This is a genomic window from Chachezhania antarctica, from assembly GCF_003646465.1.
In the GTDB taxonomy this organism is placed as follows: Bacteria; Pseudomonadota; Alphaproteobacteria; order Rhodobacterales; family Rhodobacteraceae; genus Chachezhania; species Chachezhania antarctica.
Genome location: NZ_QZEX01000013.1, coordinates 38849 through 53211 on the forward strand (window position 1 = coordinate 38849; position 14363 = coordinate 53211).

Here is a 14363-nt window from a genome sequence, read left to right on the forward strand (position 1 = left end):
AAATTCATCGCCTTGTGAAGGCCCTCGAAAATCTTTCCTTTAAAAACAACGGCCTGAAAAGTTGCCTAATTATTAACCAAATCGATGAAGGTATCGAAAACGCAGCAAAAAATCGGACAACCTGAAACTTATCTCCAGTGTTATCCACAGATTCCGTGGATTTGTTTCGGGTTGATTTCGCCCGCTACCACTTGCAGCCAATGAGGGAATCAATCCGCTATACGTCATGAGCGCAGAATCCGACCAAACCCACCAGGCCGATCCCGGATCGGAACCCGCTGACGAGCGGCCGACGGGCTATGCCTGCATTCAGGGCTACCTGCGCACGCTCGACAATTCGCCGGGCGTGTACCGGATGCTCGATGCCCAGGCGCGGGTGCTTTACGTCGGCAAGGCGCGGAACCTGAAGGCGCGGGTGTCGAACTATTCCCGGCCCCATGGTCATTCCGGGCGGATCGACCGGATGATCCGCGAAACCGCTTCGATGATGTTCCTGACGACGCGGACGGAAACAGAAGCGCTGCTGCTGGAACAGAACCTGATCAAGCAGCTGAAGCCCAAGTACAACGTGCTGCTGCGCGACGACAAAAGCTTCCCGAACATTCTTGTGCCCAACGATCATCCCTTCCCGATGATCAAGAAGCATCGCGGCGCGAAGAAGGAGAAGGGCACCTATTTCGGCCCCTTCGCCAGCGCCGGCGCCGTGAACCGGACGCTGAACCAGCTTCAGAAGGCGTTCCTGCTGCGCAACTGTACCGACAGTACCTTCGATGCGCGGACGCGACCCTGCCTGCTCTACCAGATCAAGCGGTGCTCCGGGCCGTGCGTCGGCCTGATCTCGGAAGCGGACTATGCCCAGTCGGTCGCCGATGCCGAACGCTTCCTGTCGGGCAAGTCGACCCGCGTGCAGGAAGAACTGGCGGTCGAGATGCAGAAGGCCTCGGACGAGATGGAGTTCGAACGCGCCGCCGCGCTGCGCGACCGGATCCGGGCGCTGACCCATGTGCAGGGCACGCAGGGCATCAACCCGAAGGGCGTGAGCGAGGCCGATATCGTCGCGCTTCACATGGAGGGCGGGCAGGCCTGCGTGCAGGTGTTCTTCATCCGGTCGGGCCAGAACTGGGGCAACCGCGATTTCTACCCGCGCGCGGGTACCGAAGTGTCGGCGGCCGAGGTGATGGAGGCCTTCCTGGGCCAGTTCTACGACAACAAGGAACCGCCGCGGCAACTGATCCTGTCCGATGGAATCGAGAACGTGGACCTGATGACCGACGCCCTGACAGAGAAGGCTGGTCGCAAGGTAGAAATCCTTGTCCCCCAGCGCGGCGAGAAAGCGGAGCTGGTGGCAGGCGCGCAGCGCAACGCGGCTGAATCGCTCGCCCGACGGATGGCGGAGAGCGCCACGCAGACCAAGCTGTTGAAGGGGCTGGCCGAGGCGTTCGGGCTGGAGGCGCCGCCAAACCGGATCGAGGTCTACGACAACTCGCACATCATGGGCACCAACGCCGTGGGCGGGATGATCGTGGCAGGGCCGGACGGCTTCATGAAGAACGCCTACCGCAAGTTCAACATCAAGGGCGACGACCTGACCCCGGGCGACGATTTCGGCATGATGAAGGAGGTCCTGTCGCGCCGGATCACCCGGTTGCAGAAGGAAGACCCGGACCGCACCAAGGGCCATTGGCCCGACCTGCTGCTGATCGACGGCGGCGCGGGGCAGGTGAACGCCGTGGCCGAGATCCTGACCGAGAACGGGGTCGAGGATCTGGCGGTGATCGGCGTCGCCAAGGGCGTCGACCGCGATCACGGCAAGGAAGAATTCCACCGCCCCGGAGCGATTCGCCCCTTCGCGCTGCGCCACAACGATCCGGTGCTCTACTTCGTGCAACGCCTGCGGGACGAGGCGCACCGCTTTGCCATCGGCACCCACCGTGCCAAGCGGGCAAAGGCCGTCGGCGCAACGCCCCTCGAGGAAGTGCCCGGCGTGGGTGCGTCCAGAAAGCGGGCGCTGCTGGCGCATTTCGGGTCGGCCAAGGCGGTCGGTCGCGCCGATCTGGCGGATCTGAAGGCGGTCGACGGGATCTCGGCCTCGCTGGCGCAGAAGATCTACGATTTCTTCCACGAACGCGGGTAGCGGGCCGGGGTGGGGGCTCTGCCCCCGTCCGCTGGCGCGGACTCCCCCGAGGTATTTTGGCACCAAAGAAGTCCGGGCGCGTGTCTTCTTTGGTCTTAAAATACCTCCGCCGGAGGCACCCGACTGCAAGGCCGGGTGCTGCCGTTCTGTTATTCCATTCCGCCCAGCAGCGCGGTGTTGCCGCCGGCGGCGGTGGTGTCGACGCAGACATGGCGTTCGGCCAGAACACGGTCGGGACTGGGGATGCCGGGGATCAGCGGCAGGATCGGGCCGTCGCGGGTGGCCAGCGCCTGATCGTAGGCGCGGGCCGAGGCCTCGTCACCCCACCAGATCACGCCGGAGATGTCCGGAACCTTCGCCACGGCGTCGGGCGTCATGGTGCCGTCCACGCGGATGGACTGGCCGCCCGCCTTTGTGACCGCGCGAACCTGTTCTTCGACCGCCTCCGCCCCGGGGCCAAGGCACAGGAGCGGCGCGCGGGGGATGGCGGTCAGGCGGTTCGATTCGCCGGTGGGGCCCGGCATGATCTGCGCCTCCTGGATGCCGGTCGCGCCGACGGGGGCCGGGAGCTTGCCCGCGGCAGTGGTGAATTGGCCGGACGCCTCCTGCCGGTCGGGCGCAAGAAAGCGGCCCATGTAGAGCGGCCCACCTGCCTTGGGGCCAGTACCGGACAGGCCCTCGCCGCCGAAGGGTTGGGAGCCCACGATCGCGCCGATCTGGTTGCGGTTGACGTAGATATTGCCGGCGTGGATCGCCTCGGTGATCTCCTGCACGCGGTCGTCGATGCGGGTCTGCAGACCGAAGGTCAGCCCGTAGCCCGTGGCGTTGATGTCGGCGATCACGCGGGGCAGGTCCGAGGACTTGAACCGAACGACGTGCAGCACGGGGCCGAAGATCTCACGCTCCATCGCCGCGATGCCGGGGATGCCGATCATCGTGGGCGGGATGAAGGTGCCGATCCGGGGGGCGGTGACCTGTTTCAGCAGGCGGCCTTCGATCCGGGCGGTTTCGATGTGGGCGGCGATACCGTCCCACGCGGCCTGATCAATGACGGGGCCGGAATCGGTGGACAGGGGCCAGGGGTTCGCGAGCTCCAGTTCGTCCATCGCGCCGGTGAGCATTTCCAGCACCGTGTCGGCAATGTCGTCCTGCAGATACAGGCACCGCAGGGCCGAACACCGCTGGCCCGCCGACTGGAAGGCGCTTTCGACGATGGCCTGCACGGCCTGTTCCGGCAGGGCGGTGCTGTCGACGATCATGGCGTTCAGACCGCCGGTTTCCGCGATCAGCGGCGCGCCGGGTTCCATGTGATCGGCCATGGCGCTGCGGATGCGCTTCGCCGTGGCGGTGGAGCCGGTGAAGGCCACGCCCGACACGCGCGGATCGGAGGTCAGCAACGCGCCGACCTCTCCGCCGCCGGGCAGGAGTTGCAGGGCACTGGCGGGCACGCCGGCCTCGTGCATCAGCGACACGGCCAGATCGGCGATCAGCGGCGTCTGTTCGGCGGGTTTGGCCAGCACGGCGTTGCCGGTGGCCAGCGCCGCCGCGATCTGGCCGGTGAAGATCGCCATCGGGAAGTTCCAGGGCGAGATGCAGGTGAAGATGCCTGCCGGATCGCCTTCGGGGATGTTCTCGGCGTAGTAGCGCAGGAAATCGACGGCTTCGCGCAGTTCGGCCACGGCGTCGGGGATGGTCTTGCCGGCCTCGCGGGCGAGGATCGCGAAGGCTTCGCCGAAGCGTTCCTCGTAGAGGTCGGCGACCTTGTTCAGGATCGCCGTGCGTTCCGCGGCCGGGGCGTTCCATGGCTGCGCGGCGGACAGCGCCGTTTCCACGTCGGTCTTGCTGGCGTGGGCCACGGTCCCCGGGCTGTCGGACGGATCGGCCGGGTTGGTGACCGGGACGGCCGCTTCGGGCGCCGACGGTCCGGCAAGGCGGGGTTCGGCGGCCCATTGATGCGCGCGGTACGGCTCCCGCGCCGCGTCGATCTTGGCCAGCGTCGGTCGGTGCGTCAGGTCGAACCCGCGGGCGTTCGGGCGTTCCGGCATGAACAGCTCAGGACCCGTGGGAATGTCCTGTCCCGGTTCCCCGATCGTGACGAAGGGATCGGCGGCGACGGTTTCGGGTGGCACCGTCTCGTCGACGATCTGGTTCACGAAGGACGAGTTGGCACCGTTTTCCAGCAGCCGCCGCACAAGGTAGGCCAGCAGGTCGCGATGGGCGCCCACGGGGGCGTAGATCCGGCAGCGGGTGGAATTCTTCTTCTTGACGATGTCGTGAAGCGCCTCGCCCATCCCGTGCAGGCGCTGGAATTCGTACTTCCCTTCGGCGTCCATCTCGTCCGCCATGTGCAGGACGGCGGACACCGTGTGCGCGTTGTGCGTGGCGAACTGCGGGTAGATCCTGTCGGTCATGCCCAGCAGCTTGCGGGCATTGGCGATATAGGAGACGTCGGTCGCCGCCTTCTGCGTGAAAAGCGGGAAGCCTGCCACGCCCTTGACCTGTGCAAGCTTGATCTCGGTATCCCAGTAGGCGCCCTTGACGAGGCGGACCATCAGCTTGCGGTCATGTCTCTCTGCCATTTCATGAAGTGTGTCCAGCACCGCGCCGGCCCGTAGACCGTAGGCCTGGACCACGACGCCGAACCCGTCCCACCCGGCCAGCGAGGGTTCGGACAGCGCAGCCTCGATCACTTGCAGCGAAAGCGACAGGCGATCGGCCTCTTCCGCGTCGACGTTCAGGCCCATGCCGGCGGATTTCGCCAGCAGCGCCAGCGAGCGGAGGCGGGGGACAAGCTCTGCCATGACGCGGGCTTCCTTGGCGACCTCGTACCGGGGATGCAGGGCCGACAGCTTGACTGAGATACCGGGGTTGTCGCGGATGTCGTCGTGCTTGCACGCGTTGGCGATGGCGGCGATGGCCTGGGCATAGGACAGGTGATAGCGCTTGGCGTCGGTTTCGGTGCGCGCGGCCTCGCCCAGCATGTCGTAGGAATAGGTGTAGCCCTTGGCCTCCATCCCCGCGGCGCGGGTCATGGCGCTGCCGATGGTCTCGCCCAGCACGAACTGGCGGCCCATCTCGCGCATGGCGCGGCCCACGGCCGTGCGGATCACCGGTTCGCCCAGCCGTTTCACCGCGCTGCGGAGCGACTTGGCAGGGCTTGTGCTTTCATCGTCGAGCACCTTCCCGGTGAGCATCAGTGCCCATGTCGAGGCGTTGACGAGTACCGATGTCGAATGGCCAAGGTGCTTGCCCCAGTCGGACGGCGCGATCTTGTCTTCGATCAAGGCGTCGATAGTGTCGGCATCGGGGACGCGCAGGAGTGCTTCGGCGAGGCACATCAGCGCCACGCCTTCCTCGGTCGACAGGCCGTATTCTGCGAGGAATGTTTCCATCAGGCCGGGGGCGGAGTGGCTGCGGATCGACCGGACCAGATCCGCACCGGCGCCGGTGATCTTCGTACGGTCACCGGGTGTCAGGCTGGCGGTTTGGACCAGGCTGTCGAGCACGGCATCAGGGTCGGCGTAGGTCAGATCGTCCAGGGAAGCGTGCATCGATCACTCGCAGTTGTTTACTGAATGGAAAGCCCCACCGGTGGCGGCTGGGGCGACTTGAACAATTTCTGCCGGCCACGGCAAGCCGTTCGGCCGGAAGTGGACAAGTTTGAGGCGTCCGGGCCCGCTGCAGGGGTGTTTCCGGGCAGGGCAGCTTCGGAACATGGAGAAAATCACTTGACCGGGACGCGGACTGCATCACTTTTTCATCATGCCCGTGATCACCATATTGGCGGCCCTGACCTTCGGGTTCGCGCCGGTGCCCGGTCTGGATCGGCCGGATGCGGCTCCCCCGGGCCTTCGAAAAGCTGAAAGTACCTGCCCGCCCGCGCCGGATCACACGGCCGAACTGGAGGACCTGATCGCCGAGGTTCAGGCGGCGCCGAACGAGGGCGCGGCGCGTGCGATTTCGAACCGGATGTGGGCGCTTTGGGCCGATGCGCCGGACGAGCCGGCGCAGGCCATTCTCGACCGGGGCATGACGCAGCGACGGTCCTTCGATCTTCTGGGGGCCCAGCGTGCGTTTGACCGGCTGATCGACTACTGCCCGGACTATGCCGAAGGTTACAACCAGCGCGCCTTCGTGGCCTTCCTGCGGCAGGACTATGCCGCGGCCCTGCCCGACCTGGACCGGGCGCTGGAGATTTCCCCGCGCCATGTCGCGGCGATGAGCGGGCGGGCGCTTTCCCTGATCGGTCTGGGCCGGCTGGCCGAGGCACGTGTGGCCCTGTCGCAGGCGCTGGAGCTGAATCCGTGGCTGCCCGAGCGGCGCCTGATCGCGCCCGGCGGGGCGCTGGCGGATGTGGGCCGGGATCTCTGAACGACGCGCCGCGCCTTGCGCCCGGCAAGCGGCCCGCCCGCCCACCCCCGTCGGATCCCTTGCGGGATCCTCCTTCCCGCTTGCCGGGCGCAAGGCGCATGTTTCGGGGCGGATGTCGCGACGCTGCGGCCACGGATCTGGCGTTGTCCTGCCGTGGTGTCACAGAGCGCTTGCGCCCGCATGCCCGGATCGGCAGAAAGCGTGAACATCCGGGCGCGCGCGGGCGTGATGGAATGGTAGACATATCGGACTTAAAATCCGAAGGGCTTTGTCCCGTGTGGGTTCGAGTCCCACCGCCCGCACCACCCGCCCGGATTGCCGGTCCGGTTGCTGCGCGCGCGCCCCACGTTCGGGACGACCCTTGACGGAGGCCGGGACGCGCAGGTGCGTTGACATCCGGCCCGCGATGGCAACACTGCGCCCCGCCGCGGTGGCCTGCCGCGTAGACCGGAGGAAATTCACATGTCGTCCCCCTGCATCATCTGCGTCGCGATCACCGGCTCTCTGCCGACCAAGGAAAACAACCCGGCGGTGCCGATTTCCATCGAGGAACAGGTGGAAAGCACGCAGGAGGCTTTCGAGGCGGGCGCCACGATCTGCCACGCCCATGTCCGCAACCCCGATCAGACGCCGACCTCGGACCCCGAGAAATTCGCGCGCCTGAAGGAGGGGCTGGAGACGCACTGCCCGGGCATGGTGATCCAGTTCTCGACCGGCGGCCGGTCGGGCGCGGGGCGCGAGCGGGGCGGGATGCTGCCGCTGAAGCCCGACATGGCAAGCCTGTCGGTAGGCTCGAACAACTTTCCCACGCGCGTCTACGAGAACAGCCCGGACCTGGTAGCTTGGCTGGCGGACGAGATGAAAACCCATGGCGTGAAACCCGAGATCGAGGCGTTCGACCTGAGCCACATCTTCAAGGCGGCGGAAATGCACGCGGCAGGCGCGATCCCGGAGACGCCCTACGTGCAGTTCGTGATGGGCGTGAAGAACGCGATGCCGGTCGACCGGGAGGTGTTCGATTTCTATGTCCACACCGTGAACCGCTTCTTCCCCGGTGCGCCGTGGTGTGCGGCGGGGATCGGTCCGAACCAGATCGTCCTGAACGACTGGGCGATCTCGTCGGGCGGTCACGCGCGGACGGGGATGGAGGACAACGTCCGCCTCGATCGCGACCGGCTGGCGCCGTCGAACGCGGCGCTGGTGACCCGGGCGGCAGAGCTTTGCGAGAAGTACGAGCGTCCGGTGGCGACATTTGCCCAGACGCGCGAGATTCTGGGCCTGCGTCCCCACGCGGCGTAGGCCGCCAAACCCCGAGTGATCCGATAACGGGCTGGCCCCGGCGCATCGCGCCGGATCGCGCCCGATGCGGCCCGGCGGGAGCGCATCGCGCGACTGCCGGGGTGGGCGGGCGGGGCCGTTGAGGGCGCGATTTCTGCGCTCAGCCCCGTTTGCACCGGTGACTTCAGAGAACGCCGATCTCGGCCAGCGCGCGGTTCAGGTCCGCGGGCAGGACATCGTCGTTCTTGCGGTTGGCTGCACCCGCCGACAGGTCCGGCGGCGCGTCGGTTTCGGCCAGGTAGCGCCAGCCCTGGAACGGCCGGCGCGGCGCGCCTGCGGTGCGGTGGATTTCGGGGTCCAGCACAAGGGCGCAGCGGCGGGTTCCGTCCTCGGCCGTGACCTCGTCGAGCCGCAGGACCTTCTGGCGGCACTGGATCATGCCGCGGATCACCCAGTACAGGGATCCGCCATCCACCAGCTCGGCCTCGCGCTTGGGCCACATCCGGGTGACGTGGCGCGGCAGGCCGTCCGGCAGTTCCGCACGGCGGCGGATCTGCCAGGTTTCCAGATCCTGGATATCGTCAGCCCCGACACAGAGCTTCACCAGATGGACACTCATGTTCCCATCGCCCCCAAAACGTCATCCCATCATCATATTGTAGGCTGCCGCCACGATTCTTCAACCGATAGCGTCTGCGGCGTTGAGGTGCGGGGCCTCTTCCTGTAGTCTGAATATCCTCCACACCAACCCGGGATTCGCACAGATGAGCCGTTTTGCAGCCCCGATCGCCGAGCAGATCTGGGACATGAAATACCGCTTCAAGGCGGCCGACGGAACGCCCGAGGACCTGACGGTCGAAGACACGTGGCGCCGAATCGCCCGCGACCTGGCGCAGGTCGAAAAGGACCCGGACCATTGGGAAGAGGAGTTCTACACCGCGCTGGAAGACTTCAAGTACCTGCCCGCCGGGCGCATCACCGCCGGAGCCGGCACGGCGCGACGGGTGACGCTGTTCAACTGCTTCGTCATGGGCACGGTCCCCGACAGCATGGCCGGTATCTTCGACATGCTGAAGGAAGCCGCGCTGACGATGCAGCAGGGTGGCGGGATCGGCTACGATTTCTCGACCATCCGGCCCAAGGGCGCCGACGTGCTGGGCGTGGCCGCCGATGCATCGGGACCGCTTTCTTTCATGGATGTCTGGGATGCGATGTGCCGGACGATCATGTCCGCAGGTTCGCGCCGTGGTGCGATGATGGCGACGATGCGCTGCGATCACCCGGATATCGAGAGCTTCGTCGCCGCCAAGTCCGATGCCGCGCGGCTGCGGATGTTCAACCTGTCTGTCCTCGTGACCGATGACTTCATGGACGCCGTCGACAAGGATGCCTCGTGGGATCTGAAATTCGGCGAAAAGGTCTACCACACCGTTCAGGCGCGGGATCTCTGGAACAAGATCATGCGGGCGACCTACGATTACGCCGAACCCGGCGTGATTTTCATCGACCGCATCAATGCCGAGAACAACCTGAACTATTGCGAGACGATCGCCGCCACCAACCCGTGCGGCGAACAGCCCCTGCCGCCCTATGGCGCCTGCCTTCTGGGCTCGATCAACCTTGCCCGGCTGGTGACCGATCCCTTCGGCGACACCGCCTCGGTGGACGAAGACGCGCTGTCCGAACTCGTCGCCACTGCCGTGCGGATGATGGACAATGTCGTCGACATCTCGAACTTCCCGCTGCCCGAACAAGCGGCCGAGGCGCAGGCCAAGCGCCGCATCGGGCTGGGCGTCACCGGGCTGGCCGACGCGCTGCTGATGACCGGGCTGGAATACGGCACGGACGAAGCCGCGGCCCAGACGGAAGCCTGGCTGAAGGCCATCGCGCGGGCGTCGTACCTGGCCTCCGTCGAACTGGCGAAGGAGAAGGGCGCCTTCCCGCTCTTCGATGCGGAGCCCTACCTCGCCTCCGGCACCATGCAGCGGATGGACGATGACGTGCGCGACGCGATCCGCGAGCATGGTGTGCGCAATGCGCTGGTGACCTCCATCGCGCCGACAGGGACGATCAGCCTGTATGCCGGCAACGTGTCGTCGGGGATCGAGCCCGTCTTCGCCTATGCCTACAAGCGCAAGGTGCTGCTGCGCGATGGCGGCCGGACGGAAGAGGAAGTCGTCGACTACGCCGTCCAGATGTGGCGCGACCGTATGGGCGATGCCCCGTTCCCGGACTATTTCGTCAACGCCCAGACGCTGAGCCCCAAGGCCCATGTGAAGATGCAGGCGGCAGCGCAGAAATGGGTCGATTCGTCGATCTCGAAGACGATCAACTGCCCGGAAGACATCTCGTTCGAGGAGTTCAAGGACGTCTACCTTGAGGCCTGGGCCACCGGCTGCAAGGGCTGCACCACCTACCGCCCGAACGAAGTCACGGGCAGCGTGCTGAGCGTCAGCGAAGCCAAGCCGCAGGAAGAACAGACCACGGCCGCCGAACAGAACGCCGAAGCGGGGGGAGAGGTCGTCTACATGTCCGACCCGCTCGACCGCCCGAAGGGGCTGGAGGGCCGGACCTACAAGCTGAAATGGCCCGACAGCCCGCACGCGATCTACCTGACCGTGAACGACATCGTCATAAACGGCCACCGCCGCCCGTTCGAGGTGTTCATCAACTCGAAGAACATGGAGCATTTCGCCTGGACCGTCGCGCTGACGCGGATGATCTCGGCCGTGTTCCGGCGCGGGGGGGATGTGTCCTTCGTGGTCGAGGAACTGAAAGCCGTCTTCGACCCGCGCGGCGGCTTCTGGATGGAGGGTAAGTACATCCCGTCGATCCTCGCGGCCATCGGCGGCGCAATCGAACAGCACTTGATCTCGACCGGGTTCATCGAAACCGAAGGCTCGGGCCTGAAAATGGATCCGACGATGCAGATGGGAAGCGGCACAAAGCCCACGGCAAAAGCCTGCCCAAGCTGCGGCGAATTCGAGATGCGGATGCTGGAAGGCTGCATGACCTGCGCAAGTTGCGGCCATTCGAAATGTGCCTGATCGGTATTTACCGGGAGACTTGAGGAGTCTGCGCTGATTTGGGTGTTTGCTGCGATTTGGATTCACGTTATGGTGGATCCGAGCGCGGTTGATAGGGCACCCGGCGCGGTATCTTAACAAGGTCTCGTCATGAACGTCCTTCGAACCCTTGCAATGGCTTCAGGGATTGTGTGCGCGCTGCCAGCCGTGGCGCGGGCCGATACGGATCTGGCCAAACAGCTTCAGAACCCTGTTGCCTCGCTCATCAGCGTGCCGTTCCAGCTGAACTACGACCAGGGCATCGGTGCGTCTGGCGATGGCAACAAGTACACGATGAACCTGCAGCCGGTGGTTCCGATTTCGCTGTCGCCCAGCCTGAACCTGATTTCACGGACGATCATTCCGCTGGCAGTCCAGAATGACGTGACGCCGGGCACGACGCAGTCGGGTGTCGGCGACGTGCTGCAATCGTTCTTCTTCTCGCCCAAGGAACCCACCGCCGGGGGCCTGATCTGGGGGGTTGGGCCGGCCTTCCTGCTGCCGTCGAACCAGACCGGCCTGTCCGCCGACCAGTTCGCCGCTGGCGTCACCGGCGTGGCGTTGAAGCAGTCGGGGCCCTGGACCTATGGCATACTGGCCAACCAGCTTTGGGATGTGGGCGGCGGGGCCGGCGCGACCGAGATCAACGCGACCTACGTCCAGCCGTTCCTGAGCTATACCACGGCCAAGTCCGTCAGCTTCACGCTGAATTCGGAATCCACCTTCGATCATGTCGCCGGGACCCAGCAGGTGCCGGTCAACTTCATGGTCTCGAAGGTGACGAAGATCGGCAGCCAGCCCGTCAGCATCGGCGGCGGCGCGCGATATTACGCGGATTCGACGCCCAACGGCCCGGACGGCTGGGGCGCGCGGTTTATCGTGACGTTCCTGTACCCGAAATAGGCCCGGAATCATTTGTCTTGACCGACGTGCAGGCTGCGCCTATTGCCCCGCAAAGGTGCCGGGCACCTGCCGCCTGCAGACTTAGGTCACGGTGAAGCCTGGAGAATTCGACGTCCCTCGCCCTCGAAGCAATTCGTTGGTGGGCAATGCAGGCCCCCATCAGTCGCGAATTGCCTTACCCGAGGAGTGAAGGATGTCTGTTCCGGACACCCAGGATAACCGCTTGCTGACCGCCCCCGTGGCGCGTGTATTCATGGCGCAGGCCGTGCCCTTGGTGCTGGTCATGCTGATGAGCGGATTGCAAAACATCGTCGACGCGATGTTTCTTGGCCATTTCATAGGCACCGACGCGCTGGCCGCCGTCAGTGTCATTTTCCCTGTTCTCATGACGATCATCGCGCTGTCGGTGCTGGTCAGCGGCGGCATGTCGAGCCTTCTGGCCCGTCACCTTGGCGCAAGCGACGATGCGGCGGCGGGCGCGGTCTTTGCCGGCGCGCACGGGCTGGCGCTGTGCATCGCACTGATCCTGAACCTGGCCTTCGCCGTGTTCGGCAGCATGGGCATCAGCCACTTGTCAGGCGGTCAGGCCGGTATCGCGGAAATGGCGCGCACCTACCTTGCGATCACCATTCTGGCAACGCCGGTGCAGTTCCTGCTGGGCCTGCACGGTGACGCCTGGCGCAACGAAGGCCGCGCGGGCCTGATGGCCGTGCTGACGGTGGGCGTGACCCTCGCCAATATCGTGCTGAACTACGTCCTGATCGTGATGCTGGATCTTGGCGTTGCCGGATCGGCCTGGGGCACGGCGCTGGCGCAGGGGCTTGGCCTTGCGCTGCTTGTAGGCCTGCGGTTGCGGGGTGGCGGTCAGCTTTCGCTAGGGGCTTCGCTGCGGCAATCCTGGGTCAGGTTCTGGCCGCGGATCCTGTCGCTGGGGGCGCCGGTCAGCCTTGGCTTCTTCGGGATCGGCGTGGTGTCGGCGACGATCGTGGCGACCTTGCCCGTGGCCGCCGGGGATGCCTTTGCCGAAACCGTGGCGGGCTACGGCGTTGTCACGCGGATCCTGTCCTTCACCTACCTGCCGTTCATGGCCGTCGCGCTGGCGATGCAGGCGGTTGTCGGCAACAACGTGGGTGCCCGGCTTTATGTCCGGTCGGACGCGGTGCTGCGGCTCGCCGCCGGGGTGGGCTTGATCTACGGGCTGGGGATGGAGATCCTGCTGATTGGCTTCAGCCCTTGGATCGGGGGCCTGTTTGCCGACGATCCGCGCGTGGTGGCACAGGTGGGCGATATCCTGCGGCCCATGGTGTGGCTGTACCCGCTCTCGGGGCCGATCCTTGTCCTGTCGATCTACTTTCAGGCGGTCGGGCAGCCCCTGCGGACGGCGATCCTGTCCCTGTTGAAGCCGTTCCTGCTCAGCCCCGTTCTGGTGCTGTTCCTGGGCACGCGCTTTGGCACTCCGACGATGTGGTACGCCGCCCCGCTGGCCGAGGCCATTCTGGCGGTCGTGGCCATCTTCATCGTCGTCGCCAGCCTGAAACAGCGGACGACCGGCCCGGGCTTTGGTCTGGCCAAGCAGGAGGGCATGGCATGAGCATCGAGACACTGGGCGATGCCAAGGCGCAGGCGAAAGCCCTGCGTGTGGCGCTGGGGGAGAACGGGACCGTGATCAGCCATGCGCAAGCGCTGGAACTCGTCGCCCGCCAGAACGGCGCGAAGGACTGGAACGTGCTTCATGCGCGGCTGGCGGCGGTGGAGCCCGAGACCTTCGGCCTTGGGCAGGAGGTGCGCGGGTCGTACCTCGGACAGGCCTTCACGGGACGGATCATCGCGCTGGCTCGGCCGGCCGGGCAGTTCCGCCTGACGATCCAGTTCGACACGCCGGTGGATACGGTGCGGTTCGAAGGTTTTTCGAACCTCCGCCGTCGCGTCAGCGGGACCGTCGGCCCGGACGGGCGATCCGTGCGCAAGACGTCGGACGGTGTGCCCCAGCTGATCGTGGAAATCCCGCAACGCCCCGGTTAACCCCGGGGCGCCTGCTTCTCGGTCGAGAACGGCTCGATGTCTTCCAGCAGCTTTTCCAGCCCGGTTTCCAGCTGCTCGAAGGCGTCGCCCAGCCGCGCTTCCAGCGCTTCCTGGTGGGCGCGGGCGATGGGCAGAAGTTCCGCCATCATCAGCCGCCCCTTTGCCGTCAGCGCCAGATCCACCAGCCGCCGGTCGGTCTGATGGGCGCGCTTTTCGATCAGCCCGGCTTCTTCCAGCCGCTTGGCAGCGCGCGAGACCTCGTATTTCTCCATCGCCACCCGTGCCTCGATATCGCGGACGGAAACGTTGCCCGCATAGGCCAGATGCACCAGCACCCGCCATTCCGGGATCGAGATGCCGAAGCGTGACCGGTACTGTTTCGCCAATGCCTCGCTCGTGCGCTTGGCGGCGACGGCCAGACGGTAGGGCGTGAAGCCCAAGAGGTCGAACTCGGGCAGGGGAGGGGGGCTTTGGTCGGTCATGCTGCGCCCCATCTCACCCGCAGGCCCGTGTCAGTTCAAGCGATTTCATTGCATCCGCTATGAAATCTTGACATCATTGCAATTGCTACATTTATATTTGAATAGCGA

Annotated in this window: 10 protein-coding genes and 1 tRNA gene; 8 read left to right on the top strand and 3 right to left on the bottom strand. The window is 65.6% G+C overall.

The window, feature by feature from the left end:
* Window positions 1-226 precede the first annotated feature (226 nt).
* On the top strand, window positions 227-2134 hold the full coding sequence (gene uvrC / locus D4754_RS20055) for an excinuclease ABC subunit UvrC (RefSeq protein ID WP_121067174.1): 1908 nt from the start codon (window positions 227-229) through the stop codon (window positions 2132-2134).
* A 149-nt stretch (window positions 2135-2283) separates the two neighbouring features.
* On the opposite strand, the gene putA is transcribed toward uvrC, so the two are convergent.
* Window positions 2284-5685 carry a bifunctional proline dehydrogenase/L-glutamate gamma-semialdehyde dehydrogenase PutA gene (gene putA, locus D4754_RS20060; protein ID WP_121067177.1) on the bottom strand — a complete coding sequence of 1134 codons (3402 nt, stop codon included), beginning with the start codon at window positions 5683-5685 and terminating at the stop codon, window positions 2284-2286.
* Window positions 5686-5896: 211 nt separating this feature from the next.
* Between putA and D4754_RS20065 the strand changes: the two genes are divergently transcribed.
* From D4754_RS20065 to D4754_RS20075, 3 genes are all read left to right on the top strand, one after another.
* Window positions 5897-6505, top strand: coding sequence for a tetratricopeptide repeat protein (locus tag D4754_RS20065; RefSeq protein WP_121067180.1), 609 nt, complete (start codon window positions 5897-5899; stop codon window positions 6503-6505).
* A gap of 219 nt (window positions 6506-6724) precedes the next feature.
* Window positions 6725-6810: transfer RNA gene (locus tag D4754_RS20070), tRNA-Leu, on the top strand.
* Between the two features lie 157 nt (window positions 6811-6967).
* A complete protein-coding gene (locus D4754_RS20075) occupies window positions 6968-7804 on the top strand; it encodes a 3-oxoadipate:acetyl-CoA acetyltransferase (RefSeq protein ID WP_121067183.1) in 837 nt (278 codons plus the stop codon).
* Window positions 7805-7967: 163 nt separating this feature from the next.
* Here D4754_RS20075 and D4754_RS20080 read toward each other — a convergent pair whose 3' ends face one another.
* Entirely contained in the window at window positions 7968-8402 is a 435-nt protein-coding gene (locus D4754_RS20080; RefSeq protein WP_121067186.1) for a DUF1489 family protein, read from the bottom strand.
* 145 nt (window positions 8403-8547) lie between these two features.
* Here D4754_RS20080 and D4754_RS20085 point away from each other — a divergent pair, with 145 nt between their 5' ends.
* The 4 genes from D4754_RS20085 to D4754_RS20100 all read left to right on the top strand — a co-directional run bounded on the left by D4754_RS20085 (window position 8548) and on the right by D4754_RS20100 (window position 13773).
* Window positions 8548-10830 (top strand): adenosylcobalamin-dependent ribonucleoside-diphosphate reductase, encoded by a 2283-nt coding sequence (locus D4754_RS20085; RefSeq protein ID WP_121067189.1) that lies wholly within the window; start codon window positions 8548-8550, stop codon window positions 10828-10830.
* Window positions 10831-10983: 153 nt separating this feature from the next.
* Window positions 10984-11751, top strand: coding sequence for a transporter (locus tag D4754_RS20090; RefSeq protein ID WP_205589679.1), 768 nt, complete (start codon window positions 10984-10986; stop codon window positions 11749-11751).
* A gap of 193 nt (window positions 11752-11944) precedes the next feature.
* On the top strand, window positions 11945-13342 hold the full coding sequence (locus tag D4754_RS20095; RefSeq protein WP_121067195.1) for an MATE family efflux transporter: 1398 nt from the start codon (window positions 11945-11947) through the stop codon (window positions 13340-13342).
* A complete protein-coding gene (locus tag D4754_RS20100; RefSeq protein ID WP_121067198.1) occupies window positions 13339-13773 on the top strand; it encodes a glyoxalase superfamily protein in 435 nt (144 codons plus the stop codon). The genes D4754_RS20095 and D4754_RS20100 overlap by 4 nt, the downstream gene beginning before the upstream one ends.
* On the opposite strand, the gene D4754_RS20105 is transcribed toward D4754_RS20100, so the two are convergent.
* On the bottom strand, window positions 13770-14255 hold the full coding sequence (locus D4754_RS20105) for a MarR family winged helix-turn-helix transcriptional regulator (protein WP_121067371.1): 486 nt from the start codon (window positions 14253-14255) through the stop codon (window positions 13770-13772). The two genes, D4754_RS20100 and D4754_RS20105, sit on opposite strands and share 4 nt — an antisense overlap.
* Window positions 14256-14363: the final 108 nt, after the last annotated feature.

Bases quoted from the DNA above. Each gene is read 5' to 3' on its own strand.
- D4754_RS20080 (WP_121067186.1), bottom strand. From the start codon at position 8,402: ATGAGTGTCCATCTGGTGAAGCTCTGTGTCGGGGCTGACGATATCCAG.
- D4754_RS20105 (WP_121067371.1), bottom strand. From the start codon at position 14,255: ATGACCGACCAAAGCCCCCCTCCCCTGCCCGAGTTCGACCTCTTGGGC.
- D4754_RS20075 (WP_121067183.1), top strand. From the start codon at position 6,968: ATGTCGTCCCCCTGCATCATCTGCGTCGCGATCACCGGCTCTCTGCCG.
- D4754_RS20085 (WP_121067189.1), top strand. From the start codon at position 8,548: ATGAGCCGTTTTGCAGCCCCGATCGCCGAGCAGATCTGGGACATGAAA.
- D4754_RS20065 (WP_121067180.1), top strand. From the start codon at position 5,897: ATGCCCGTGATCACCATATTGGCGGCCCTGACCTTCGGGTTCGCGCCG.
- D4754_RS20095 (WP_121067195.1), top strand. From the start codon at position 11,945: ATGTCTGTTCCGGACACCCAGGATAACCGCTTGCTGACCGCCCCCGTG.
- putA (WP_121067177.1), bottom strand. From the start codon at position 5,685: ATGCACGCTTCCCTGGACGATCTGACCTACGCCGACCCTGATGCCGTG.
- uvrC (WP_121067174.1), top strand. From the start codon at position 227: ATGAGCGCAGAATCCGACCAAACCCACCAGGCCGATCCCGGATCGGAA.
- D4754_RS20100 (WP_121067198.1), top strand. From the start codon at position 13,339: ATGAGCATCGAGACACTGGGCGATGCCAAGGCGCAGGCGAAAGCCCTG.
- D4754_RS20090 (WP_205589679.1), top strand. From the start codon at position 10,984: ATGGCTTCAGGGATTGTGTGCGCGCTGCCAGCCGTGGCGCGGGCCGAT.